Here is a 25285-nt window from a genome sequence, read left to right as displayed (position 1 = left end):
TCAGTGCAGTGTGGCTGCCGTGGCCAGGGTGCCCAGGGTGATGTCGTGGGCGGCGTGGTCGCCGGTCAGTTCGACGCGGGTGGCGACCGGGGCGTGGCCGCTGGCGGCAACGGTGTAGACGCCCGGGGGCAGGTCGCGGAGCTCGTAGCGTCCCTCGTGGTCGGTCGTGGCGGCGCCCGCGACCCGGCCGGTGCGGTCGACGGCCACGACCGACGCCTGCGGGATCGGGTGTCCGGAGCCGGCCGCCCGGACGCTGCCGGTGAGCGTGCCGCCCACGGTCAGGGCCAGGTCGACCGGACCCGGCTCGTTGGGGGAGACCGTACGAGACGCCGGGCGCGCGTGCGGGGCGGTGGCCGTCAGCGTGTATTCGGGGCCGTCGAGCCCGGGCAGCTGATAGCGGCCGTCGGGGCCCGCGGTGGTGGTCGCGACGACCTCGCCACGGTGGTCGGTGAGGGTCAGCGTGGCGCCCGGCAGGCCGCGGCCGCCCCGGTCGGTGACCCGGCCGGTGATCTGGCCGGCGCCGGCCAGCGACAGCACCCGGCGGATCTCGCCGGCGGCCACATTTATCACCGCGGCGGCGGGCTGGTGGCGGTCGGCCGCGCAGATCAGCAGGAACGAGCCGCCGGCGTGCATCACCATCCGGTAGGTGCCGTCCTCGCCGGTCACCGCCCGGGCCAGCTGCTTCCCGTCGAAGTCGGTGATGGTCAGGGTGGCGCCGGGCAGCGGCAGCCCGCCCGGGCCGTCGATGCGGCCGCGGACGATCGCCTCACCGCGGCCGGCCGCGGCGGTCTCGGGGTCGTCGGTCAGCTGAGCAGTGTCCATCACGTATCGACCAACGACGCATCCCCTCCGAAGTTGCCCTCCGGGAAAGATCAAAAAGGCCGCGCACCCGGTGGGTGCGCGGCCTCGTCTCGCAGCGACCTACTCGGGGACCTTGCGGTACGCGCCGTCGCTCGCGCTGGTGGCCATCGACGCGTACGCGCGCAGGGCCGCCGACACCGGGCGCTGCCGGTCGACCGGCGAATACGGCTTGGCCCGCCGCTCCTGCTCGTGCCGGCGCTGAGCCAGGTCCTCGTCGCTGACGTTCAGCGAGATGCTCCGGCCCGGGATGTCGATGGTGATCTCGTCACCCGTCTCGACGAGCGAGATCAGCCCGCCCGCGGCCGCCTCGGGGGAGACGTGGCCGATGGACAGCCCGCTCGTGCCGCCCGAGAAGCGGCCGTCGGTGATCAGCGCGCACGCCTTGCCCAGGCCCCGGCCCTTGAGGAAGCTCGTCGGATAGAGCATCTCCTGCATGCCCGGCCCGCCCTTGGGACCCTCGTAGCGGATGACCACCACGTCGCCCTCGACCACCCGCTTGGCCAGGATGCCGTCGACCGCGTCGTCCTGCGACTCGAAGACCCGGGCCGGGCCGGTGAACTTCCAGATCGACTCGTCGACGCCGGCCGTCTTGACCACGCAGCCGTCGGGCGCCAGGTTGCCGAAGAGGATCGCCAGGCCGCCGTCGACCGTGTAAGCGTGCTCGACCGAGCGGATGCAGCCCTTCTCGCCGTCGGTGTCGAGCGTCGCCCAGCGGTTCTCGGTGGAGAACGGCTGGGTGGTGCGCACGCCACCCGGGGCCGCGTGGAACAGCTCGAGCGCCGCCTCGGACGGTGAGCCACCCCGGATGTCCCACTCGCCGAGCCACGACTCGAGATCGGGGGAGTGCACCGAGCGGACATTCGTCTTGAGTGAGCCGCCCCGGTGGAGCTCGCCCATCAGGGCCGGGATGCCACCGGCGCGATGCACGTCCTCCATGTGGTATTTCGGACTGTTGGGCGCGACCTTGGACAAGCAGGGCACCCGGCGCGAGATCGCGTCGATGTCGGCCACGCTGAAGTCGAGCTCGGCCTCGCGCGCGGCGGCCAGCAGGTGCAGCACCGTGTTGGTCGAGCCGCCCATCGCCACGTCGAGGGCGACCGCGTTCTCGAAGGCGTCCCGGCTGGCGATGCTGCGCGGCAGCACCGACTCGTCGTCGTTCTCGTAATACTGCTTGGCGATGCCGACGATCAGCTCGCCGGCCTTCTCGAACAGCGCCTTGCGGGAGGCGTGGGTGGCGAGCGTCGAGCCGTTGCCCGGCAGGGCCAGGCCGATCGCCTCGGTCAGGCAGTTCATCGAGTTGGCGGTGAACATGCCGGAGCAGGAACCGCAGGTCGGGCAGGCCGACCGCTCGATCGTGTCGAGCTGGGCGTCGGTCACGTTCTCGTTGGCCGAGGCGCTCATCGCGTCGACCAGGTCGAGCTTCTCGTGCACGATGCCCTCGATGGCCACCGTCTTGCCGGCCTCCATCGGGCCGCCCGAGACGAAGACCGTCGGGATGTTGAGCCGCAGCGCGGCGATCAGCATGCCGGGGGTGATCTTGTCGCAGTTCGAGATGCAGACCAGGGCGTCGGCGCAGTGCGCGTTCACCATGTACTCCACCGCGTCGGCGATCAGCTCGCGGCTGGGCAGCGAATAGAGCATGCCGCCGTGGCCCATCGCGATGCCGTCGTCGACCGCGATCGTGTTGAACTCGCGCCCGACCCCGCCGGCCTCGGCGATCGACTCGGCGACCAGGCCACCCATGTCCTTGAGGTGCACATGACCCGGTACGAACTGGGTGTAGCTGTTGGCAATCGCCACGATGGGCTTGCCGAAGTCGTCGTCGGTCATCCCGGTGGCGCGCCAAAGGGCACGCGCGCCGGCCATGGTCCGACCGTGGGTCGAGGTCCGGGAACGCAGGTCAGGCATTCCCTCAGTGTGCCACCGCAGCCGGTAAGGACCGCCAAGTCTGTCCACAAGCCGGGATTTGAGGGCTACTTAAATAGATCGGCATCGGGCAGAGTGTCCTCGTGCAATCACCGTCCGGCGTGGAGCTGGCCGGCCTCGCGAGCCTGCTCGTCGCGGTCCCGGCCGTCGCCGTGCTGGGCAATTCCGGGCGCCGGCACACGGGCGCGGCCCGCCGGGCGCACCTGGCGCTGGCCGCGGGCGGCGCCATCGCCACCGGGGCCGCCCTGGCCGGCATGCTCAGTGTGCTGATCACCACGGTCGAGCCACCCCGCATGGCGCTGGGCAGCGCGGTCGCCGCCGGCACGGCCATCGGCATCCTGATCCTGCTGGTCGGCACGGCCATGCTGCCGGGCGCGGCCGAAAATCCCGGGGCCGCCCTCCGCCACCTGCTCGACGGCCTGGTCATCGCGGCCGCGATCTGGTTCGTCGGCTGGGTGCTGATCACCGAGCCGACCCGCCTGCTGGGCGACGCCACCCCGATGGCCTGCCCGTCGGTGCTGATCCCGACCGGCCTCGCGGTGATCTCGCTGGGGCTCACCATCGTGCTCGCCCTGCACGCCCACCGGCCCCGGCTGACCACCGTGCGGGTGGCCGGCGGGGTGACCCTGGTCGCCGGGGCCGCGGTCGCGCTGGCCGGCGGCATCTGCCAGGACTGGGACGGTGCCACCCTGACCGGCGCCCTGCTGCTGCCGGTCGGCCTGTTCGTCATCGCGCGGGCCGTCAAGGTGGCCGACCGCCCGGTGACGGTGGTCGGCGACGTCACCGACCGCAGCACGGCCTACGCGGTGGTCCCGATGGTCGCCATGGTCGCCGCCCTGGGCTATCACCTCGCCCGCGGCGGCACCTTCGACCTCTACGGTTTCGCCGGCGCCGCCGTCGAGGGCTTCGCGCTGGTCGGCCGGCAATACCTGGCGCTGCGCGACGTCCGGCGCTACACCCTCGAGCTCCGGTCGCGGGAGGCCCATTTCCGCGAGCTGGCGCACACCGACCCGCTGACCGGCCTGGCCAACCGGCGCGGCCTGCAGCGGGCGCTGCGGGCTGACGGTGAGCCGCTGGTGCTGGTCGGCATCGACCTCGACGGTTTCAAGACGGTCAACGACATGCGCGGGCACGACGTCGGCGACGCGGTGCTCAAGGAGGTCGGCGAGCGGCTGCGGCGCAACCTGCTCGACGGCGACGTGGCCGCGCGCCTCGGCGGCGACGAGTTCGCGATCCTCATGCGGGGCACGGCCGACGAGGCGATGCTGACCGCGCACCGGCTGCTGGCCGTCCTCGGCGAGCCGTACGAGGTCGACGGTGGCTCGGTGTTCCTGTCGGCCAGCCTGGGCGTGGCCTACACCGGGCCCGACCCGGCCGACACCGGCGACATCATCCGCGACGCCGACCTGGCCCTGCGCTATGCCAAGCAGCGTGGCAAAAACCGGGTGGAGCGCTATCAGCAGCGCTACGACGAGCTGCTGCGCCGCCGGGGCACGCTGGAGAACGAGCTGCGCCACGCGATCGACCGCGACCAGCTGCGGCTCGTCTTCCAGCCCGTGGTGGCGCTGCCCTCGATGCGGCCGGTCGGCGCCGAGGCGCTGCTGCGCTGGACCCACCCCACGCTCGGCGCGGTGCGGCCCGACGAGTTCATCCCGGTCGCCGAGGAGTCCGGGCTGATCAACCGGATCGGCTCGTGGGTGCTCGAGCAGGCCTGCGTCCAGCTCGCCGCGTGGCTCTCCCGGGGCCACGACGTCTGGGTGTCGGTCAACCTCTCGCCCAAGGAGCTGCACGCCGCCGACTACGCGGGCCAGGTGGCCGACGTGCTCGAGCGGCACGGTGTCCCGCCCCAGCGCCTGGTCCTCGAGGTGACCGAGCACGCCGTCGCCACCGACATGGAGGAGTTGATCAGCCGCCTCGCCGAGCTGCGGGCGACCGGCGTCCGGATCGCGCTGGACGACTTCGGCGCGGGCTATTCGTCACTCGGTCAGCTGCGGACGCTCCCGGTCGACATCCTCAAGATCGATCACGCGCTGGTGGCCGAGCCCGAGTCCCGTACCGGGACGGCCGCGCCCCTGGTGGATGTCGTGGTGCGGCTGGGCCACCGGCTCGGGCTGGAGGTCCTGGCCGAGGGCATCGGCACCCCGGCGCAGCGGGCGGTGGTCGAGGAGGCGGGCTGCCGGCTGGGCCAGGGCTCGCTGTTCGGCTGGGGGGTGCCCGCCGAGCACCTCGAGGCCCAGCTGCAGACCCTGCGCCTGGGCACCTCCCGGCCCCTGCCCGCGCCGCGCTCGACCCCGCCGGTCGACGCCGCTCCGCGCAGCCAGGTGGTCATGCTCGGACCCGGGATGCGGCAGCTCAGGGCGCTGCTGCCGAGCGACCCCGGCTTCGGTGCTCCTAAGGGTGAACGGGACCAGTGATCAAAATGTGGGATCAGTTGACTCACCGCCTGGGATGGGGCAAGGTTGGCAGCATGTGCTTCGCGTCCCGAGTACTTATGTGAGCGCACTCCAGCCGCACCGATAGCGGCGAGAGTGCGCCAGGTCCCGTGCTTCCCGGCACGTGGGCCTTTTTTGTTGCTCAAGTAACGGAACGCCCAACCCGAAAAGGTATGAAGTGCCATGACGAGACCCACTCCCGAGACTCTCGCCCATCGAGCCAACCCGGCCACTGTCGCGGCGGCCGCCAACCAGGCCCCGGCAGTAGTCTCTCCGGTTTCCACCACGGGCGCCGGCGCGCTCGTGCGGTCGCTCGAGGCACTCGGCGTCGAGGTCGCGTTCGGCATCCCCGGCGGCACGATCCTGCCGGCGTACGATCCGCTGTTCGACTCGAAGGTGCGCCACATCCTGGTCCGGCACGAGCAGGGCGCCGGCCACGCCGCCACCGGCTATGCGCAGGCCACCGGCAAGGTCGGAGTCTGCATCGCGACCAGCGGGCCGGGCGCGACCAACCTGGTCACCGCGATCGCCGACGCCTACATGGACTCGGTGCCGATCGTCGCGATCACCGGTCAGGTCTCCCGGCCGGCGATCGGCACGGACGCCTTCCAGGAAGCTGACATCCAGGGCATCACGCTCCCGGTCACCAAGCACAACTTCCTGGTGCAGACGCCCGAGGAGCTGCCCCGGGTGCTCGCCGAGGCGTTCCACCTGGCCTCCACCGGCCGCCCCGGCCCGGTCCTGGTCGACATCCCGAAGGACGTGCAGCAGGCGCCGACCACGTTCTCCTGGCCGCCCGTCCTCGACCTGCCCGGCTACCGGCCGACCCTGCACCCGCACGGCAAGCAGATCCGCGAGGCGGCCCGGCTGATCGCCGCGGCCAAGCGCCCGGTGCTCTACGTCGGCGGCGGCGTGCTCAAGGCCGGCGCCACCGACGGGCTGCGCAAGCTGGCCGAGACCACCGGCATCCCGGTCGTCACCACGCTGATGGCGCTCGGCGCGTTCCCCGACTCGCACCCGCAGCACCTGGGCATGCCGGGCATGCACGGCACCGTCCCGGCGGTCTACGCGCTGCAGAAATCCGACCTGCTGATCACGCTCGGCGCGCGCTTCGACGACCGGGTCACCGGCCAGCTCGACTCGTTCGCGCCGGACGCCAAGGTGGTGCACGCCGACATCGACCCGGCCGAGATCGGCAAGAACCGGCACGCCGACGTCCCGATCGTCGGCGACGCCCGGCACGTGATCGACGAGCTGATCGCCGCCGTCTCCGCCTCGGCCGAGGGCGCCGGGCAGTACGAGCCGTGGTGGTCCACGCTCAACGAGCTGCGCGAGCGCTACCCGCTGGGCTACGACGAGCCGACCGACGGCAGCCTGGCCCCGCAGTACGTGATCCAGCGGATCGGTGAGCTGGTCGGTCCGGACGCGATCTACGTGGCCGGCGTCGGCCAGCATCAGATGTGGGCCTCGCAGTTCATCAGCTACGAGAAGCCGGGCACGTGGCTCAACTCGGGCGGCGCCGGCACGATGGGCTACGCCGTCCCGGCCGCGATGGGGGCCAAGGTGGGCCGGCCCGACACGGCGGTGTGGGCGATCGACGGTGACGGCTGCTTCCAGATGACCAACCAGGAGCTGGCGACCTGCGCCCTGGAGGGCATCCCGGTCAAGATCGCCATCATCAACAACGGCAACCTGGGCATGGTCCGGCAGTGGCAGACCCTGTTCTACGAGGGCCGCTACTCCAACACCAACCTGGGCACGCACAAGCACCGCATCCCCGACTTCGTGAAGCTGGCCGAGGCGCTCGGCTGCATCGGCCTGCGGTGCGAGTCCAAGGACGACGTCGACAAGATCATCAAGCAGGCCATGGAGATCAACGACGCGCCGGTGGTCATCGACTTCACGGTCGGCCAGGACGCCATGGTGTGGCCCATGGTCGCGGCCGGCACCAGCAACGACGAGATCATGTTCGCCCGGGACGTGCGTCCCGAATTCGAAGAGGATGACCTCTGATGAACAAGCACACCTTGTCTGTGCTGGTCGAGAACAAGCCGAGTGTGCTCGCTCGGGTCAGCGGCCTGTTCTCCCGGCGCGGCTTCAACATCGACTCGCTGGCGGTGGGCGAGACGGAGAACCCGGACGTCTCCCGCATCACGATCGTGGTCAACGCCGACTCCTCACCCCTGGAGCAGGTGACCAAGCAGCTCAACAAGCTGGTGAACGTCCTGAAGATCGTCGAGCTGGACCCGCAGCAGTCGGTGCAGCGCGAGCTCCTGCTGGTCAAGGTGCGCGCCGATCGTGCGCAGCGCAGCCAGGTGCTCGAGACGGTCGAGCTGTTCCGGGCGAAGGTGATCGACGTCGCTCCGGACACCCTCACGATCGAGGCCACCGGGAACCCCGACAAGCTGGACGCGTTGCTGCGCGACCTCGAGCCGTACGGCATCAAGGAGATGGTCCAGTCGGGCCTCGTGGCCATCGGCCGCGGCTCCCGCTCCATCACGACCGGCCCGGCGCTCCGCGCCGCTTGAGACGGCGCTCAGCACTACCGGAAAGCCCGTCCGACCTCCCCACCACCGCCCTTAACCGGACTAAAGACTCAAGGATTTCAATGACCGCGGAAGTTTTCTACGACGACGACGCCGACCTGAGCATCATCCAGGGCAAGAAGGTCGCCGTGATCGGCTACGGCAGCCAGGGCCACGCCCACTCGCTGTCGCTGCGCGACTCGGGCGTCGAGGTGGTCGTGGGCCTCAAGGAGGGCTCGAAGAGCCGGGCCAAGGCCGAGGAGCAGGGCCTCGAGGTCAAGACGCCGGCCGAGGCGTCGGCCTGGGCCGACGTGATCATGGTGCTGGCGCCGGACACCGCGCAGCGCAAGATCTACGCCGAGTCGATCGCGCCGAACCTGTCGGCGGGCAAGGCCCTCTTCTTCGGTCACGGCCTCAACATCCGGTTCGAGCTCATCAAGCCCCCGGCCGACGTGACCGTGGCCATGGTCGCCCCCAAGGGTCCGGGCCACCTGGTCCGCCGGCAGTACGTCGACGGCAAGGGCGTGCCCTGCCTGGTCGCCGTCGAGCAGGACCCGACCGGCGAGGGCCTGGCGCTCGCCCTCTCCTACGCGAAGGCGATCGGTGGGGCCCGCGCGGGCGTCATCAAGACCACCTTCAAGGAGGAGACCGAGACCGACCTCTTCGGCGAGCAGGCGGTGCTCTGCGGTGGCACGGCGGCGCTGGTGCAGACCGGCTTCGAGGTGCTCACCGAGGCCGGCTACGCGCCCGAGATCGCGTACTTCGAGTGCCTGCACGAGCTCAAGCTGATCGTCGACCTCATGTACGAGGGTGGCATCTCCCGCATGCGCTACAGCGTGTCGGACACCGCCGAGTTCGGTGACTACGTCAGCGGCCCGCGGGTCATCAACGCCGGGACCAAGGCCGAGATGAAGCGGATCCTGGCCGACATCCAGTCCGGCGAGTTCACCCGCCAGCTGATCGAGGACGACGAGAATGGCGGCCCGCTGCTGGCCAAGTACCGCGAGCAGGGTGCCCAGCACCCGATCGAGGTCACCGGCAAGAAGCTGCGCGACATGATGAGCTGGGTCGACCGCCCGATCACCGAGACTGCCTGATTTTTCCCTCGGCCCGCTTCCCGGCTCGAGCTGGGAGAGCGGGCCGAGTGCTGTCCGGATCGACCGGGCGACGATCCCGACCCGCTGAGGGAGTGACGGGAGCCACCGGGGCCGCTTACGATCGCATCGATCGACAGCGATCCCCGGAGGGTGCCGCGTGACGTCCGTCGTCCTGATCGCCGAGCCGTTGGCGCCGTCCGCCATCGACGTTCTCGCCTACGACTACGAGGTCCGCCAGGTCGACGGGGGTGATCGGGAGGCACTGCTGGCCCAGGTGGCCGAGGCCGACGCCCTGATCGTGCGCAGCGTGACCCGGGTCGACGCCGAGGTCCTCGCGGCCGGCCCGCACCTGCGGGTGGTGGCCCGAGCCGGGGTGGGCCTCGACAACGTCGACCTCGCCGCCGCGACCGCCCGCGGCGTCCTCGTGGTCAACGCGCCGACCAGTAACATCGTGTCGGCCGCCGAGCAGGCGATCGCGCTGCTGCTCGCGACCGCCCGGCACACGGCGACGGCCTCGGCCTCGCTCAAGAGCGGCCGGTGGCAGCGGTCGCGGTTCGTCGGCGTCGAGCTGCAGGGCAAGACGGTCGGGGTGGTCGGGCTGGGCCGCATCGGCGTGCTCTTCGCTCAGCGGATGGCTGCCTTCGGCACCCGGCTGATCGCCTACGACCCGTACGTGCAACCGGCCCGGGCGGCCCAGCTCGGCGTGCGGCTGGTCGGCCTGGACGAGCTGCTGCGGGAGTCCGACTTCATCTCGGTGCACATGCCTCGTACGCCGGAGACCGTGGGTTTGATCGGCGAGAAGGAGCTGGGCCTGGTCCGGCCCGGCGTACGCATCGTGAACGCGGCCCGCGGGGGGCTGATCGACGAGGACGCACTGGCCGCGGCCCTGCGCGAGGGCCGGGTGGCCGGCGCCGGGCTGGACGTGTTCGTCACCGAGCCGATCACCGAGTCACCGCTCTTCGCCTTCGACAACGTCGTGGTCACTCCCCATCTGGGTGCGTCCACGGCCGAGGCGCAGGACAAGGCCGGCCTGTCGGTGGCCCGCAGCGTGAAACTGGCCCTGGACGGCGAGTTCGTCCCCGACGCGGTGAACGTGCAGGCCGGCGGCGTGGTCGACGAGGACGTGCGGCCGCTGCTGGCGCTGGCCGAGAAACTGGGCAAGGTCTTCACCGCGCTGGCCGGGCATGTGGCGGCGAACGTGACGGTGGAGGTGCGCGGCGAGATCGTGTCGCACGACGTGGGTGTGCTGCGGCTGGCCACCACCAAGGGGCTCTTCGCCTCGGTGGTCGACGAGCGGGTGACGTACGTGAACGCCCCGCGCCTGGCCGCCGAGCGGGGGGTCGAGGTCGAGCTCGTGGTCAGTGAGGAGCCGGCCGATCACAACCTGGTGACCGTGCGCGGCGCCCTGCCCGACGGCCGGTCGGTCAGCGTGGCCGGCACCCTCGCCGTCCACGGCACCCGCGAGGTCGCCAAGCTGACCGGTCTCGACGACTTCGACCTCGACCTCAACGCCGACGGGGTGCTGCTGTTCTTCCGCTACAGCGACCGGCCGGGCGTCGTCGGCGCGATCGGCACCCTGCTCGGCGAGGCCGGGGTCAACATCGCCGCCATGCAGGTGGCCCGGCGGGAGGCCGGCGGCGAGGCGCTGATGACGCTCACCGTCGACTCGTCGGTCGGCGCCGAGCTGCTCTCCACGGTCGCGGCCGAGATCGGGGCCGAGCGGGGCAGCGCGGTCGACCTCAGGATCAACGGGCAGCCCGCACCGGTGGCGGGTAGACCGTCCCGTCCTGCAGATCCAGCAGATCGAGGTTGAGCTCGCCGGCCAGGCGCTCGATCGTCTCGAGCACCTCGTCCGGGCAGTTCTCGTCGAGCCGCATCTGGATGTGATCGGCCGCCGCGTGCAGCGGGGCGTGCGCCCACGGCGAGCCGGGCACCGAGGAGCGCGGCCCCCGGTCGGGATACTCACTGGTCAGGGCGTCATAGAAGGCGACGACGCGCGGATCGGCCGGGCGCTGCGGGTGCTCACCGCGCGCGCACCGCGCGTTGGCGGCCCGCACGGCGTCCGGCAGGTCCGTCTTGTCCATGGCCCACACCACGAGGTCGAAACTCACCGGCGCATGGTGCCATGCGGGCCGGAACATCGGCGCCGACACGCGGGGGATGCGTCTTGCGCGTCTTTAGTCCGCATCGCTAGCGTTGTCCCTGCCGCGCGGACCGCCGGTGGGCTTGTCTTCGGGTGACGAGTCTGCCTTCGTTCCGCAGCCGGCGAAGTATTCCGGCGGGACCGAGCCACGCGTCTTCGTCGCAACAGCCCCCGCGATCGTTTGCCGCGATCCGGGGGCTGTTCGCCTACTGGGGACTTATCAACCGTTCAGTACGTGGGACCGCTGTACCGAAGATCGGGAAGGGCGCGCTAGCCTGAGGCGCGGACATTCAACCCTGAAGGAGCAGACGTGAGCGTGGCGCGTATCGCGGTCGTGGCCGGCGACGGCATCGGAACCGAAGTTACCGCCCAGGCTCGCAAGGTCATCGAGGCCGTGCTTCCCGGCACCGAGTTCGACGACTACGACCTCGGGGCCCGGTTCTACAACCGCACCGGCGAGGTCCTGCCCCAGGCCATCCAGGACGAGCTCGCGCTGCACGACGCGATCCTGCTCGGCGCCATCGGCGACCCCAGCGTCCCGCCCGGCGTGCTCGAGCGTGGTCTGCTGCTCAAGCTGCGGTTCGACTTCGACCAGTACGTCAACCTGCGCCCCTCCAAGCTCTATCCCGGCACCACCAGCCCGCTGGCCGGCGTCAAGCCCGGCGAGATCGACATGGTCGTGGTGCGCGAGGGTGTCGAGGGCCTCTACGTCGGCGCCGGCGGCGTCCTGCACCAGGACACCCCCGCCGAGATCGCGACCGAGGAGAGCCTGAACACCCGGTTCGGCGTCGAGCGGGTCATCCGGGACGGCTTCGCCCGGGCCCAGCGCCGCGACCGCCGCCACCTGACGATGGTGCACAAGACCAATGTGCTGACCAAGGCCGGCGGCCTGTGGGCGCGCACGTTCGCCGCCGTCGCGGCCGAGTTCCCCGAGGTCACGACGGAATACCAGCACATCGACGCGGCCAGCATGTTCATGGTCAGCAACCCTCAGCGGTACGACGTCGTCGTGACCGACAACCTCTTCGGTGACATCCTCACCGACATCGCCGCTGCCGTTACCGGCGGCATCGGCATGGCGGCCAGCGGCTCCGTCAACCCGGAGCGCAAGTACCCGTCGACGTTCGAGCCGGTGCACGGCTCGGCGCCCGACATCGCCGGTCAGGGCATCGCCGACCCGGCGGCCGCCATTCTCTCCGCTTCGCTGCTGCTCGAGCACCTGGGCCACCACGACGAGGCCCGCCGAGTATCCGAGGCGGTCGCGGCCGAGGTGGCGTCCCGCACGACGGGCGCCCCGCTGCGTACCGCCGAGGTCGGCGACCGCGTCGCCGCCGCGCTCTAGACCCGCGGCGGGGGCTCTCTTCACCCGGTTCGGTCTGGGGATTGAACGACCGTTCGGGTAAGTTCATGAAGCACTACGGGTGCTTCCGCATGCCTCCATTCGTCTTGCCAGAAAGTAGGTCCACTTGTCATGAGCGGTGGTGACAACCTCGAGTTCGAGATCCGTCCGAACCCGGCACCCGTGGGCGACGCCGAGCGCACGGCCATGCTCGCCAGCCCCGGCTTCGGCCGCATCTTCACCGACCACATGGTCACGATCCGTTACGCCGACGGCAAGGGCTGGTATGACGCTCGCGTCGAGGCGCGGGCCCCGATCCCGATGGACCCGGCGTCCGCCGTCCTGCACTACGCGCAGGAGATCTTCGAGGGCCTGAAGGCCTACACGCTGCCCGACGGCGGCGTGGCGATGTTCCGTCCCGACGCCAACGCCGCCCGTTTCGCCCAGTCGGCGCAGCGGATGGCCATGCCGCCGCTCGGAGTCGAGACGTTCCTGCAGTCCCTGCACGAGATCATCGCGATCGACCGGGCCTGGCTGCCGACCAGCGACGAGGGCAGCCTCTACCTGCGCCCGTTCGCCTATGCCAGCGAGGTCTTCCTGGGGGTGCGCCCCTCGATGGAGTATCTCTATCTGGTCATCGCCTCCCCGGTCGGGCCGTATTTCTCCGGTGGCGTCAAGCCGGTCTCGGTGTGGGTGACCCCCGACTACACGCGGGCCGCCCCGGGCGGCACCGGTGCGGCCAAGTGCGGTGGCAACTACGCGGCCGGGCTGTCGGCCCAGGCCGAGGCGATCGAGCACGGCTGCGACCAGGTCGTCTACCTCGACGCGATCGAGCGCAAATACATCGACGAGCTCGGCGGCATGAACGTGTTCTTCGTCCTCGACGACGACACGCTGGTGACGCCGCCGCTGACCGGCACGATCCTGCCCGGCATCACCCGCGACTCGGTGATCAAGCTGGCCGAGCGGGCCGGCCGCAAGGTCGAGGAGCGCCCGGTGAGCCTCGAGGAATGGCGGACCGACTCCGCCTCCGGTCGCATCCGCGAGGCCTTCGCCTGCGGCACCGCGGCCGTCATCACGCCGATCGGGCAGGTGCGCAGCGCCGACGGCGAGTTCGTGATCGCCGACGGCGGCACCGGTCCGGTCACCACCGAGCTGCGCAAGCAGCTGGTCGACATCCAGCGAGGGCGGGCCGAGGACCCGTTCGGCTGGGTCCACCGGGTTCTCTAGGGCACGCGGACAGCTCGGACGAACTCGTCGATCATCCGGTCCTGCTGGGCGAGTGAGGCGTCCGAGATCCGCAGCTTCTTGCCGCCGACGGTCATCTCCACGGCGCGGGGGGCCGGGTTGCGCCCCACCCAAGAGCGCAGCGCGGTCATCACCTGGGTGAGCGCCTCGGCCGCACCGCCGAGCGACACCAGCAGGGTGCCCCCGGGCCCGGGCATCGGCTCCACGGCGTCCACGTCGAGTTGCAACAGCTCGGAGCGGACGCCGTGGATCAGATAGTCGCGCCGCTCCGCGTCGGCCCCACCCTCGGCAATCCCGATCAAAATCTGCATGACTCAAGCATGCAGCCTGCATGGTCCGGCTCGCCCATGGCTGACGGATGGCCGACTGGCTTACTCGAGCAGGTGAGCCCGCATCGAGGCGATCTCGGCGTCGGTCAGGCCGATCTCCCGGGTGTATCCGTCGATCGAACCGTGCAGTGCGCGCAGGTCGTCGAGGAACATCCGCATGGCGGCCGGCGGCGAGTTCCACATGTGCTGCTTGCCCAGGACGGCCGACGGGTGCTTCTCCAGCAGATGGGCGGTCAGCGGGGCCATGGCGTCGGTGGTCAGGGCATAGTCGGCCGCGATGTCCTCGTCGGACACCCCCAGCAGGGCCAGGGTCAGGGCGCAGACGGTGCCCGTCCGGTCCTTGCCGGCCATGCAGTGCACGATGACCGGGGCCTGGGCCGGGTCGGCGATCACCCGCAGCGAGGCCAGGATCGCCGCGCGGCCGTCCTCGGCGAAGTTGAGGTAACGGTCGGCCAGCCAGCGCTCGTGCACCGTCTCCTCCGGGTGCCCGACCTCTTCCCAGTCGACGTGCTCGAGCACGAGGTTGCGGTAGTCGAGGCCGTAGCGCTCGGCCACCCGCCCGAACTTCTCGATCTCGTGCGGCCGGCGCAGGTCGATCACGGTCTTCACGCCGAGGGCGGCGAAGGCCGCGGTGTCCTGCTCGCCCAGCCGGTGCAGCGCGTCGGCCCGGAAGAGCCGCCGCCAGCGCACGGTGCGCCCGTCGAGGCCGGGATAGCCGCCGACGTCGCGGAAGTTGTAGGTCGCCGAGAAGCCGAGATTCCGGGGATGTTGTTCCACAGCCACGCAGCCAAGGTAACCGCCGCGCTCGATTTCCGCTGTGACGTGATCTTGCGCAGCGGGCAGCGCGCCGGCACCCGATCGAGGGACCGTATCTCATCTGGTGGATTTCCGGTCTCATTCGGTCGCACCCGTGGCATGCTTCGGAACGTGACCCACTCCGTGCTGATTATTCGCACTTAGCGCGCCGGCTGACTTTCCGCCGACGTGCCGACCTCCCGCATCCGCGGGGGGTCTTTTTGTTGGTCACGCCAAATCCTGAAGGGAACGCGCCATGGAGTACCAGGTCTTCGACACCACGCTGCGCGACGGCGGGCAGCGGGAGGGGATCAGCTACTCGGTCGCCGACAAGCTGGCGGTCGCGAAGCTGCTGGACGAGTTCGGCGTGGGCTTCATCGAAGGCGGGTGGCCCGGCGCGATGCCCAAGGACACGGAGTTCTTCGCCCGTGCCCGCACCGAGCTCGACCTGAAGAACGCGCTGCTGGTGGCGTTCGGCGCCACCCGCAAGGCGGGCGTCGACGTCGCCGCCGACCAGCAGGTCAAGGCCCTGCTCGACGCCGAGACCCCGGTCGTCTGCGTGGTCGCCAAGAGCGACCTCCGGCACGTCGAGCGGGCGCTGCGCACCACCGGCGACGAGAACCTGGCCATGGTCCGCGACACCGTGCGGCATCTGGTGGCCAACGGCCGCCGGGCCTTCGTCGACTGCGAGCACTTCTTCGACGGCTTCCGCCACGACCCGGCGTACACCGCCTCGGTCGTCAAGACCGCGATCGACGCCGGCGCCGAGCGGGTCGTCATGTGCGACACCAACGGCGGCATGCTCCCCTCGATGATCACGAAAGCGATCAACGAGGTGGTCGAGCGCACCGGCGTCACCCCCGACCGGCTCGGCATCCACTGCCAGAACGACACCTCCTGCGCCGTGGCCAACACCGTCGCCGCCGTCGAGGCCGGGGTCAAGCACTTCCAGTGCACCGCGAACGGCTACGGCGAGCGCCCCGGCAACGCCGACCTGTTCGCCGTCGTCAGCAATCTGCAACTCAAGCTCGGGCTGCCGGTCCTACCGGAGGGCTGCCTGGAGAAGGCGACGCGGGTGTCGACCGCGCTCGCCGAGATCGCCAATATCGCCCCCGACACCCACCAGGCCTATGTCGGGGCCGCCGCCTTCGCCCACAAGGCGGGGTTGCACGCGAGCGCGATCAAGGTGGATCCGCTGCTCTACAACCACGTCGATCCGTCGGTGGTAGGCAACGACATGCGGATCCTGGTGACCGAGATGGCCGGCCGGGCCAGTATCGAGCTCAAGAGCCGCGAGCTCGGGATCGACCTGGCCGGCCACCCCGACACCCTCAGCACGGTCACCCGGCGGGTCAAGGACCTGGAGGCGGGCGGCTGGTCGTTCGAGGCCGCCGACGCCTCGTTCGAGCTGCTCGTCCGGGGTGAGCTGCCCGGCCACGGGTTCGCCCGGCCGTTCAGCCTGGAGTCCTACCGGGTGCAGGTCGAGCACCGCGAGGACGGCTCGGTGGTCAGCGAGGCGACGGTCAAGGTCCGCGTACGCGGCGAGCGGGTGATCGCCACGGCCGAGGGCAACGGCCCGGTCAACGCGCTCGACGAGGCCCTGCGGGCGGCCCTCACGCAGTACTACCCGCAGCTCAAGAACTTCGAGCTGACCGACTTCAAGGTGCGCATCCTCGAGGGCAGCCACGGCACCAACGCGATCACCCGCGTCCTGCTCGAGACCGGCGACGGCGAGCGCGACTGGACCACCGTCGGCGTCCACGAGAACATCGTCGAGGCCTCCTGGGTCGCCCTGGTCGACGCGCTGACCTACGGTCTGGCCGAGTGACCAGGATCTACAGCGGTTCGACCTTCGAGGAGCAGATCGGGTACGCCCGGGCCGTGGTCGCCGGAGACCGGGTTCTCGTCTCCGGCACCACGGGCTTCGACTACTCCACGATGACCATTCCCGACGGCGTGGTCGAGCAGGCCGAACAATGCCTGCGCAACATCGAGGCGGCCTTGGCCGAGGCCGGCTGCACGCTGGGCGACGTGGTCCGGGTCCGCTACCTGCTGCCCGACCGGGACGACTTCGAGCCGTGCTGGCCGGTGCTGCGCCGGGCGTTCGGCGAGGTCCGGCCGGCCGCCACCATGATGGTGTGCGGCCTGGCCGACCCGCGGATGCGCATCGAGATCGAGGTCGACGCTACGGTCGCGCCTCGTCGCTGAGCAGCCGCACGGCGGCGGCGATCGGCATCGGCTCCAGCCGCCGCCCGTCGCGATGCCGCAGGGCGACCAGACCGTCCGGCGCCTCGCGGTTTCCGATCACCCCGGCGTACGGGATCTTGCGCTCCGCCACCGAGCGGATGCGCGCCCCGAGCGAACCGTCGCGCAGCACCTCGACGCGCAGCCCGGCCTCGAGCCCGGCCCGCTGGAGCGCGCCGGCCGCCGCGTCCTCGGCCGCCGAGACCGGCAGCACGGCGAGCTGCACCGGGGCGTACCAGAGCGGGAACGCCCCCTCGTGCACCTCGATCAGATGGGCGAAGAGCCGCTCCATCGACCCGGCCAGGCTGCGGTGCACCATCACCGGGCGCGACCGGCCACCCGACGCGTCGGCGTACTCGAGCCCGAACGCGGCCGGCTGGTGATAGTCGATCTGGATGGTGGCCAGGCTCCACTCCCGGCCGGCCCGATCGGCGACCTGCACGTCGATCTTGGGGCCGTAGAAGGCCGCCTCGCCCGGCGCCTCGGCGTAATCCACGCCGGCCGCGTCGAGCGCCTGGCGCAGCAGCCCTTCGGCTGACGCCCAACCGGCCGCGTCCCCGCCGTACTTCTTGCCCTCACCCCGCAGCGAGAGCTGAAATGACGACGGTGCGATGCCGAGCGCCGCGTGGGCCTGCCGCATGAGCCGCAGCACCTCGGCCACCTCCTCGCCGGCCTGCGCCTCACCGCAGAAGATGTGCGCGTCGTTGAGCTGGATGGCCCGCACCCGGGACAGCCCGCCCAGCACCCCGGACCGCTCCGAGCGGTACATCGGGCCGAGCTCGGCGATGCGCAACGGCAGATCGCGGTACGACCGCCCGCGCGACTTGTAGATCAGTGCGTGGTGCGGGCAGATGCTCGGCCGCAGCACGAGGTCGTCACCGCCCATCGGCATCGGCGGGAACATGTCGTCCGCGAAGTTGCGCCAGTGCCCCGACAACTCGAAGAGCTGCCGTTTGCCGAGCGCCGGTGAATACACGTGCTGATATCCGTGCCGGCGCTCGAGGTCGCACAGATAGGACTCGACCGCGTGCCGGGCGGCGGCCCCGGCGGGCAGCCAGAACGGCAGCCCGGCCCCGATCAGCGGGTCGGAGTCGAACAGGTCGAGCTCGCGCCCGAGCTTGCGGTGGTCGATGTGCATCGGAGGTCTCCTTCGACGAGGAGGGCGAGACGTCCGGGCACACGAAACGGCCCCGGGCATCCCGCCCGGGGCCGTGTCAGCGCTTGATCAGGTCAGCGCGAACGCACGCCGGGACGTCCCGGCGTCGTCGTGCACAGCTGCCTGAAGCTCATGCCGTCGACGGTAGGCCACTGCCGCCGCGGGAGCATCCGATTATCGGCCTGGTGGTGGTCGTCACCGCTCGGCCGGGACGGTGAGGCGGGCGATGATCGCGCGGTGGTCGCTGCGGGGGATCGGGTGCACGGTCACCTCGCGGACGCCGATCCGCCGGTCCACGAGCACGTGGTCGATCGTCACCGGCGGGATCGGGTCGCCGTCGTACGGACCCCAGGTGCCGATCAGTCCCTGGCCCGCGGTGTCGGCCGCGTCGCGGTAGCCGCGTGAGATCAGCTCGCGCAGCGGGGCGTGGTCGAGCGTCGCGTTGAAGTCGCCGAGCAGGATCCGCGGGGTGCCGCTCTGATCGGCCCGCGGCTCGGCCAGCAGGTCGGTGCGCCACTGCTTGAGGACCGAGCGGGCGTACGGCGCGAGCGGGTGCGCCGACTCGGCGATGACCGGCCCGGCCCCGGGCACCTGCACGGTCGCGTACGCCTGCATGAACCCCCCGCCGTTGCGGTCGGCCCCGGGCGAGGTGATCGGGTAGCGCGAGTAGAGCCCCGAGCCGTCCGCCTGGGGTTCGTCGGCCAGCGACGAATACGGCAGGAGGGCGCCCAGCCCGGCGTCGGCCAGCGCCTGCCGGCCCTCGGTGGTGAACTCCTGCACCGCCAGCACGGCGACGTCGTGCTCGCTGATCAGCTTGACGATCGTGGCCGCGTCGGCCCCGCCGAAGAGCATGTTCGAGGTCATCACGTTCAGCTGGACGCCGAGCCGGGGGCCTTTGTCGCGGCTCGGGATCGCCCGGGGCAGCACGGCCGAGGCCAGCAGGATGGCGACGATCACGGCCACCGCGCCCACGGTCCACCGGCGGGTGGCCAGGGCCAGGAGCGCCGGGACCCAGGCGGCCGCCGCGACATAGGGGGTGAACGCGAACAACTGGACCACCGGGCCCCGTTCCCACCCACCGAGGCGGATCACGGCCCAGGCCAGGAACGGCAGGATCAACAGCCAGAACAGCACGGTCAGCGCGGCCTTTCGTCGTCGTCGGGGGCCGGTCTCGCGACCGGCGCGCGGCGCGCTGGTGATCGTCATGGCGGCGAGGCTAGCGACCCTGCGCCAGACCAACTATGACGCGGGCGGAAGGGTGACCGAAGCGACAAGCGCGCGATGGTCACTACCGGAAACCCCGTGCACCGAGACCTCCCGCACTCCGATCCGCCGGTCGGCCAGCACGTGGTCGAGCGTCACCGGTGGGATCGGCAGACCGGCGTACGGGCCCCAGGTGCCGATCAGCCCCCGGCCGGCCGCGTCGGCCGCGTCGCGGTAACCGTGCGCGATGACCTCACGCAGCGGGGCGTGGTCGAGCGTCGAGTTGAAGTCACCGAGGATCAGCCTCGGCACCCCGCTCTGGTCGGCCCGCGGCAATGCGGCCAGGTCGCTCCGCCAGGCGTCCTCGGCCCGCAGGGCGTACGGCGCGAGCGGGTGGGCCGACTCGACGAAGACCGGGCCCGCCCCGGGCGGCTGAATCGTCGCGTACGCCTGGAGATTGCCGTCCTGCAGCCCGCCCCCGTCGCCGCGCCGCGAGGCCTGATCGGTCATCGGATAGCGGGAGTAGAGCCCCGACCCGGTGGTGCCGATCTCGTCGGCCAGCGCGTGGAAGGGCAGCAGGTCGTCGAGGCCGGCCGCGCTCAGCCCGGCGGCCGACTCGGGCGTGAACTCCTGCACCGCCAGCACCGCGACGTCGTGCTCCCGGACCAGGCGCACGACCGCCGCCGGGTCGGCCGCGCCGATGAACATGTTGACCGTCATGACCGTCATCGGGATCCCGCCGGCCGGCCCCCGGTCGGCGTCGGGCAGGGCCCGGGGCAGCACGGCGACGGCGAACATCACGGCGGCCAGGCCGGCCACCGCCGCGACCAGCCACCGGCGGGCCCACAGTGTGATGATCAACACGATCAAGGACCACAGACCCGCGTACGGCGTGAAGGCGACCAGCTGGACCAGGACGCCGCGCTCGGCGCCGAGGAGCCGGACCGCCGCCCAGGCTAGGCCCGGCAGGGCCAGCAGCAGAAGCAGCACAGTGCGCCGCACCCGCCGGCCCGGCCGGACCTCGCCCGGCGTCGTGGTGATCGTCATGGCGGCAAAGCTATCGGTCCCACCTGGCCGCACTCTGGGAACTCCGGGTGATTCAGATCTCCGCGTCGACCACGTCGCCGATCCCGGCCGCCACCAGCTCGTCCCGGATGATCGCCGCGTCACCCTCGACGACCAGGGTCAGCCCGTGCGGCCGCAGGTGGGCCGCGGCCGCCGCCGACACCTCGGCCAGCGGGGTCTCCAGGTATTGCCGGCGCAGCGTCGCGTAGTAATCGTCGGGCAGGCCGTGCACGACCAGCGTGCTCAGCGCGCCGACGATCGAGCCCGGCGTCTGCATCTCGACCGACAGCTGCCCGGCCCGCCACGACCGGGCCACGGCCAGCTCGTCCTCGGTCACCCCGAACTCCTGGGTGCGGTCGATCTCGCCCAGCGTGTCGACGATGGCCGGGACGGTCACCGCGGTCTGCACGCCCGCGGCCACCTCGAAGCGGCCGAAGCGCCGGCTCATCGCGTAGGAGCCGCGAATGCCGTACGTGTAGCCCTTGACCTCGCGGATGAGGTGGTTGAGGCGAGAGGTGAAGGCGCCGCCCAGCACCGTGGCGGCCAGTGTCATCGACACGTAGTCGGGTGTGGCCCGCTCGGGCGCGCGGTGCCCGAGGCGCAGCGTGGACTGCACCGAGCCGGGCCGGTCGACCAGCAGGATCCGGCGCTGGTCGCGCACCGGCACGCCCAGCGGCGGCTCGACGGCCAGCGGCTCGCCCCCGGTGCCGGCGAACGCGGCCTCACCCAGCGCCTCGAGGTCGAGCGTGTCCAGGTCGCCGGCGACCAGCAGCACACCCGGGCGGCGGAGCCAGGCCTGGTGGAAGGCGAGCACGTCGTCGACGGAGACGGCGGCCACCGAGGCCGGGTCGCCGTGCATCGGACGGCCGAACCGCTCGGCCGCCCCGAACAGGTCGGCCCGCAGGGCGGCGTCGGCCCGCGGCCCGGGCTGGGCCCAGTCCATCCGCAGCGCGGTGACCTCGTCGTCGCGCACCCGGTTGACGTCGTCCCGGTCGAGCCGCGGGGTGCGCGTCGCCTCGGCGGCCAGCCGCACGGCACCCAGCAGCTGCGGGACCGGCGCCGAGACGCCGACCCGGAACGTGTCCCAGTCGATGCCGGGGGACAGCTCGGCCCCGAGGCTCTCCAGAGCGAGGGCGTACGCGGCCGAGTCGCGCTCGGCCGTGCCCTCCTCCAGCGACTTGGCCAGCACGGTGGCCGTGCCCTCGCGGCCGGACGTCTCCCGGGCGGCGCCCGCGTCGAGCAGCAGCATGGCGCTGGCCAGGGCCTGCCCCGGCAGGTGGGCGGCGATCACCGTGCCGCCGGCCACGGTGACCCGCTGCAGGTCGGGGAACGTGTAGGGACGGGCCTCGCCCGGATCGGGGCGGGTGGCGATGAGCGTCATGCGGATTCCCCGTTCTGGGCCTCGGGCAGGTAGGTCAGCGTGACCCGGGACTCGGGCTGGAGGGCATACCGGGCGGCCTCGGTCACGTCGTCGGCGGTGACCGCGAGCCACTGCGGCAGGCGGTAGGCCGCGGTCGCCGGGTCGCCGAACTGGGTGGCGTACCGGCCCAGGGTGTCGGCCCGGCCGCCCACCGTGGACACCTGCCGCCACCACGCGGTGGTCAGCAGCGCCTTGGCCCGCGACAGCTCCTCCTCGGTCACCGGCTCGGTGGTCAGACCGGCGATCACCTCGGACACGCCCTCCTCGAGCGTCTCGATCGACACGCCGTCCTTGGCCGTGGCGGTGATGATCAGCGGAGCCGGGGCGTGGGCCAGGTCGACGCCGTAGGCCCCGATGAAGTCGGGCTGGGCGATCCGCGAGCCGTCGGCCAGGCGCTGGTAGAGCCGGCTGCCGCGGCCGTTGCCGAGCACCGCGGCGAGCACGGTGATCGCGTCGTACCCCGCCGTGCCGAACGGGTGGGTGCGGTGCGACAGATAGAGGCGCGGCGCCGGGACGTCCGCGGTGACCGTCTCGCGGACCGGCGAGGTGGCCGGGCCGGCCAGGTGGCTCTTGGGCGCGGGCGGGATCTCGGCGACCGGCTCGATCACGCCGAAGTACTTCTCGGCGAGCGCGAACACCTCGGCCGGTGAGGTGTCGCCGGCCACGGTCAGCACGGCGTTGTTGGGCGCGTAGTAGCGCTGATGGAACGCCTTGAACGTCTCCAGGCTCGCGGCGTTGAGGTCTTCCATCGAGCCGATCGTGGCGTGGTGATAGGGGTGGCCCTCGGGGTAGAGCAGGGCCAGCAGGCGCAGCCAGGCGTCGCCGTAGGGCACGTTCTCGTAGCGCTGGCGGCGCTCGTTCTTGACGACCTCGCGCTGGTTGTCCAGCGTCTCCTGGGTGAGGGCGGGCACCAGGCCGCCCATCCGGTCGGCCTCGAGCCAGAGCGCCAGCTCCAGGTGCTCGGCCGGCATGGTCTCGAAGTAGTTGGTGCGGTCGGGGTTGGTGGTCGCGTTGAGCGAGCCGCCGTTGCCCTGCACCAGCCGCATGTGCTCGGTCTTGGCCACATGCTGCGAGCCCTCGAACATCAGGTGCTCGAAGAGGTGCGCGAACCCGGTCTGCCCGGCTGGTTCGTGGCGCGAGCCGACGTCGTACCAGAGATTGACGCAGACCACCGGGGCGGTCCTGTCCTCACTGACCACGACCCGGAGGCCGTTGTCGAGGCGCGTCGTTTCGATGGGCCACGGATAGCCGGTCTCGACGACCGGCGCGCTGGGTGACGTCACCCGTCCATACTGCCTTGCCGGCATGCCAGGATGGGCGGCGTGGTGGACGATGTGCGGGTCAATGAGCGCCTGATCATTCCGGCGGCCGAGCTCGCCTGGCGGTTCTCGCGCTCCAGCGGCCCCGGCGGTCAGGGCGTGAACACCACGGATTCCCGGGTCGAGCTCTCCTGGGACCTGGGCGGCAGCGCGCTGCTGCCGCCGATGCTCAAGGAGCGGGCGGCCGATCGGCTGGGTCACCGCCTCGTCCAGGGTGTGCTCACCGTCACCGCCTCGGAGCACCGCTCGCAGCTGCGCAACCGTGAGGCCGCGGCCGCCCGCCTGGCCGGTCTGGTCGCCTCGGCGATCGCGGCACCGCCACGCGGGCGACGAGCCACCCGCCCCTCGCGAGGCTCGGTCGAACGCCGCATCGCCGAGAAGAAGCGCCGCGGTCAGACCAAGCGCAACCGCCGCCCGGATCCCGGCGACTGATGCTGGAGCGTTCCGTCCGGGCCGGGCTCTCCGTGTTGCACGGCGGCGCGGCCGGCGAACTGGTGGTGCTGCTGCACGGGCTGGCCGGGAGCGCGGCCGAGATGGCGCCCCTGGCCGAGGCCCTGATCGCCGCGGGTCACCGGGTCGTCGTGCCCGACCAGCGCGGCCACGGGCACAGCGAGCGCCGACCGGCTGAGGTGTCCCGGGCGGCGTACGTGGGTGATGTGCTCGCCCTGACCGGGGAGCCGGCCTGGCTCGTGGGTCAGTCGATGGGGGCGCACACCGCGATGCTGGCCGCCGCGGCCCGGCCCGGCATGGTCCGGGGCCTGGTGATGATCGAGGGCGGTGTGGGCGGCTCGACCGACGACTACCCGGAACGGCTGCGAGCCTGGTTCGCCTCGTGGCCGTTGCCCTTCGCCGACGCGGACGCGGCCCGGGCCTTTCTGGGCGAGCGCACGATCACCGAGGCCTGGATCGCCGACCTGGACCGCCGGGACGACGGACTGTGGCCGCGGTTCGACCCGGACGTCATGAAAGCGGCGATCGCCGGGGTGGCCGCCGAGGCCCGGTGGACCGAGTGGCACAGCCTGACCGTGCCGGTGCTGCAGATCCTGGGGGAGCACGGCTCGATCCCGGCCGAGGAGGCCGGCCGGATGACCGCCGCCCGCCAGGTCGTCGTGCCGGGCGCGGGGCACGACGTGCACCTGGACGCTCCGGAGGAGACGGCCCGGTTGGTCGTCGACTTTGTCAGCGGTGGTTGAAAGGAGCCACGGCTTCACGGTTCTGCGCGGCGTTCTCGGAGCCGAGCAACTCCTCGCAGACACGGATCAGGCGGGCCCGCAGGCCGGCCGCCCGGCGGGCGAACTCGCGCTGGCGGGCCACATACTCCGCCTTGCCCTCGGGCGTCTCGATCTTCACCGGCGGGTGGCCGTAGGAACTCAGATCGTACGGGCTGGCCTGCATGTCGAGCAGGCGGATGTCGATGGCCAGCGCGAAGCAGTCGAGGGCCAGCGCGCCCGGCACGGCGGGGCCGAGCTTGGTCGCCCACTTGTGCACGTCCATCGCGGCGTGCAGGCAGCCGGGCTGGTCGAGGTCGACCTGGGTGGCCCGGGTGGGCTGCAACCGGTTGAGCCCCACCGCCTCGGGGGTGAAGAAGCGGAACGCGTCGAAGTGGGTGCAGCGGATCGGGTTCTGCTCGACCACCCGGTCGGTCTCGGCCTGGCCGAGGCGCAGCGGCAGGGGGTGGCGGTGCTCAGGGTCGCGATAGACCATCGCCCACTCGTGCAGGCCGAAACAGCCCGAGAAGACGGGGCGGGACGCCGTCGCGGTGAGCAGCCCGTGGATGTAGCGCACGCTCTCACCGCGGGCGTGCAGGTAGGCATCCTGGTCGAGGGTGACCACACCGTCGGGATAGGTCATGTAGAACTTCCACGCCGAGTGCTCGGCCAGCCCGTCGGGCGCGGGCGACAGTCCGGTGCCGACGCCGGGGTGCCAGCGCCGTAGCACCGAGGGCCGGGTGCCGTAGTAGTCGTAGAGAAAATCCTCGATGGCATGCTTCTCGCCGGAGGCGCGCCGGACGCGGTGGCCCGCGGTCATCTCGTCGGCCCGCTCGGCGTGCGCCCGGGCCAGGGGAATCCAGGTGACCGAGGGCAGCGTGGTGGTGAGTGCCCTCACCTGCTTGATCCCCATGGGCCCAGCGTATCCAGCCGAAGCGATCAACACGATCACCGTGGGGCGCGAATGCATCGGCG

21 protein-coding genes and 1 pseudogene are annotated in these 25285 nt (G+C 71.5%); 11 read left to right on the top strand and 11 right to left on the bottom strand.

All coding sequences use genetic code 11. The features are described 5' to 3' along the window. Both NAG42_RS01380 and ilvD read right to left on the bottom strand, forming a co-directional pair. On the bottom strand, positions 1-822 hold the full coding sequence (locus NAG42_RS01380) for an MSCRAMM family protein (protein WP_250027368.1): 822 nt from the start codon (positions 820-822) through the stop codon (positions 1-3). A 99-nt stretch (positions 823-921) separates the two neighbouring features. Further along, positions 922-2769, bottom strand: a complete 1848-nt coding sequence (gene ilvD, locus NAG42_RS01375; protein ID WP_250027367.1) for a dihydroxy-acid dehydratase — start codon at positions 2767-2769, stop codon at positions 922-924. A 101-nt stretch (positions 2770-2870) separates the two neighbouring features. Here ilvD and NAG42_RS01370 point away from each other — a divergent pair, with 101 nt between their 5' ends. The 5 genes and pseudogenes from NAG42_RS01370 to serA all read left to right on the top strand — a co-directional run. Beyond that, positions 2871-5201 (top strand): putative bifunctional diguanylate cyclase/phosphodiesterase, encoded by a 2331-nt coding sequence (locus NAG42_RS01370; protein ID WP_308201093.1) that lies wholly within the window; start codon positions 2871-2873, stop codon positions 5199-5201. A 201-nt stretch (positions 5202-5402) separates the two neighbouring features. Then, positions 5403-7232 carry an acetolactate synthase large subunit gene (locus NAG42_RS01365; protein WP_250027366.1) on the top strand — a complete coding sequence of 610 codons (1830 nt, stop codon included), beginning with the start codon at positions 5403-5405 and terminating at the stop codon, positions 7230-7232. Next, positions 7232-7747, top strand: coding sequence for an acetolactate synthase small subunit (gene ilvN / locus NAG42_RS01360; RefSeq protein WP_221375924.1), 516 nt, complete (start codon positions 7232-7234; stop codon positions 7745-7747). Before NAG42_RS01365 ends, ilvN begins: the two co-directional genes overlap by 1 nt. Further along, entirely contained in the window at positions 7744-8841 is a 1098-nt protein-coding gene (ilvC, locus tag NAG42_RS01355) for a ketol-acid reductoisomerase (protein ID WP_498370586.1), read from the top strand. Before ilvN ends, ilvC begins: the two co-directional genes overlap by 4 nt. Before the next feature lie 157 nt (positions 8842-8998). Then, positions 8999-10591: pseudogene (serA, locus tag NAG42_RS01350) on the top strand (phosphoglycerate dehydrogenase); the annotation flags it as partial. On the opposite strand, the gene NAG42_RS01345 reads toward serA, so the two are convergent. Next, positions 10587-10952 carry a hypothetical protein gene (locus tag NAG42_RS01345; RefSeq protein WP_250027364.1) on the bottom strand — a complete coding sequence of 122 codons (366 nt, stop codon included), beginning with the start codon at positions 10950-10952 and terminating at the stop codon, positions 10587-10589. The pseudogene serA and the gene NAG42_RS01345 sit on opposite strands and share 5 nt — an antisense overlap. 348 nt (positions 10953-11300) lie before the next feature. On the opposite strand from NAG42_RS01345, the gene NAG42_RS01340 reads away from it, so the two are divergent. Together NAG42_RS01340 and NAG42_RS01335 are read left to right on the top strand one after the other, a co-directional pair. Continuing rightward, positions 11301-12326 carry a 3-isopropylmalate dehydrogenase gene (locus NAG42_RS01340; protein WP_250028301.1) on the top strand — a complete coding sequence of 342 codons (1026 nt, stop codon included), beginning with the start codon at positions 11301-11303 and terminating at the stop codon, positions 12324-12326. Between the two features lie 129 nt (positions 12327-12455). After that, positions 12456-13553: a branched-chain amino acid aminotransferase gene (locus tag NAG42_RS01335; protein ID WP_250027363.1), complete on the top strand. Its 1098-nt coding sequence runs from the start codon at positions 12456-12458 to the stop codon at positions 13551-13553. Here NAG42_RS01335 and NAG42_RS01330 read toward each other — a convergent pair. Then, positions 13550-13882 carry a hypothetical protein gene (locus NAG42_RS01330; RefSeq protein ID WP_250027362.1) on the bottom strand — a complete coding sequence of 111 codons (333 nt, stop codon included), beginning with the start codon at positions 13880-13882 and terminating at the stop codon, positions 13550-13552. The two genes, NAG42_RS01335 and NAG42_RS01330, sit on opposite strands and share 4 nt — an antisense overlap. A gap of 60 nt (positions 13883-13942) precedes the next feature. Beyond that, positions 13943-14683, bottom strand: coding sequence for a tyrosine-protein phosphatase (locus NAG42_RS01325; RefSeq protein ID WP_250027361.1), 741 nt, complete (start codon positions 14681-14683; stop codon positions 13943-13945). A gap of 268 nt (positions 14684-14951) precedes the next feature. Between NAG42_RS01325 and cimA the strand changes: the two genes are divergently transcribed. Together cimA and NAG42_RS01315 are read left to right on the top strand one after the other, a co-directional pair. Then, on the top strand, positions 14952-16523 hold the full coding sequence (gene cimA, locus NAG42_RS01320; RefSeq protein WP_250027360.1) for a citramalate synthase: 1572 nt from the start codon (positions 14952-14954) through the stop codon (positions 16521-16523). After that, complete coding sequence (locus NAG42_RS01315; RefSeq protein ID WP_250027359.1) at positions 16520-16903, top strand: RidA family protein; 384 nt, start codon at positions 16520-16522, stop codon at positions 16901-16903. Before cimA ends, NAG42_RS01315 begins: the two co-directional genes overlap by 4 nt. On the opposite strand, the gene thrS is transcribed toward NAG42_RS01315, so the two are convergent. The 5 genes from thrS to NAG42_RS01290 all read right to left on the bottom strand — a co-directional run bounded on the left by thrS (position 16881) and on the right by NAG42_RS01290 (position 23090). Beyond that, complete coding sequence (gene thrS / locus NAG42_RS01310; protein ID WP_250027358.1) at positions 16881-18077, bottom strand: threonine--tRNA ligase; 1197 nt, start codon at positions 18075-18077, stop codon at positions 16881-16883. The genes NAG42_RS01315 and thrS overlap by 23 nt on opposite strands. 213 nt (positions 18078-18290) lie before the next feature. After that, a complete protein-coding gene (locus NAG42_RS01305; RefSeq protein ID WP_250027357.1) occupies positions 18291-19301 on the bottom strand; it encodes an endonuclease/exonuclease/phosphatase family protein in 1011 nt (336 codons plus the stop codon). A gap of 33 nt (positions 19302-19334) precedes the next feature. Continuing rightward, the gene (locus NAG42_RS01300; RefSeq protein WP_250027356.1) at positions 19335-20345 is read right to left on the bottom strand and encodes an endonuclease/exonuclease/phosphatase family protein; all 1011 of its coding nucleotides are present in this window, start codon (positions 20343-20345) and stop codon (positions 19335-19337) included. 52 nt (positions 20346-20397) lie between these two features. Then, positions 20398-21744: a M16 family metallopeptidase gene (locus NAG42_RS01295; RefSeq protein WP_250027355.1), complete on the bottom strand. Its 1347-nt coding sequence runs from the start codon at positions 21742-21744 to the stop codon at positions 20398-20400. Further along, positions 21741-23090: a M16 family metallopeptidase gene (locus NAG42_RS01290; RefSeq protein ID WP_250027354.1), complete on the bottom strand. Its 1350-nt coding sequence runs from the start codon at positions 23088-23090 to the stop codon at positions 21741-21743. Before NAG42_RS01290 ends, NAG42_RS01295 begins: the two co-directional genes overlap by 4 nt. 15 nt (positions 23091-23105) lie before the next feature. Here NAG42_RS01290 and arfB point away from each other — a divergent pair, with 15 nt between their 5' ends. Further along, positions 23106-23534 carry an alternative ribosome rescue aminoacyl-tRNA hydrolase ArfB gene (gene arfB / locus NAG42_RS01285; RefSeq protein WP_250027353.1) on the top strand — a complete coding sequence of 143 codons (429 nt, stop codon included), beginning with the start codon at positions 23106-23108 and terminating at the stop codon, positions 23532-23534. Next, positions 23534-24295 (top strand): alpha/beta fold hydrolase, encoded by a 762-nt coding sequence (locus NAG42_RS01280; protein ID WP_250027352.1) that lies wholly within the window; start codon positions 23534-23536, stop codon positions 24293-24295. The genes arfB and NAG42_RS01280 overlap by 1 nt, the downstream gene beginning before the upstream one ends. Here NAG42_RS01280 and NAG42_RS01275 read toward each other — a convergent pair. After that, entirely contained in the window at positions 24282-25223 is a 942-nt protein-coding gene (locus NAG42_RS01275) for a 3-methyladenine DNA glycosylase (protein ID WP_250027351.1), read from the bottom strand. The two genes, NAG42_RS01280 and NAG42_RS01275, sit on opposite strands and share 14 nt — an antisense overlap. Positions 25224-25285 lie beyond the last annotated feature (62 nt).

Origin of the sequence: Paractinoplanes maris, from assembly GCF_023544465.1 — a bacterium.
In the GTDB taxonomy this organism is placed as follows: Bacteria; Actinomycetota; Actinomycetes; order Mycobacteriales; family Micromonosporaceae; genus Actinoplanes; species Actinoplanes maris.
Note: the sequence above shows the minus strand (reverse complement) of the source record. Positions and strands in the feature narration are given on the sequence as shown.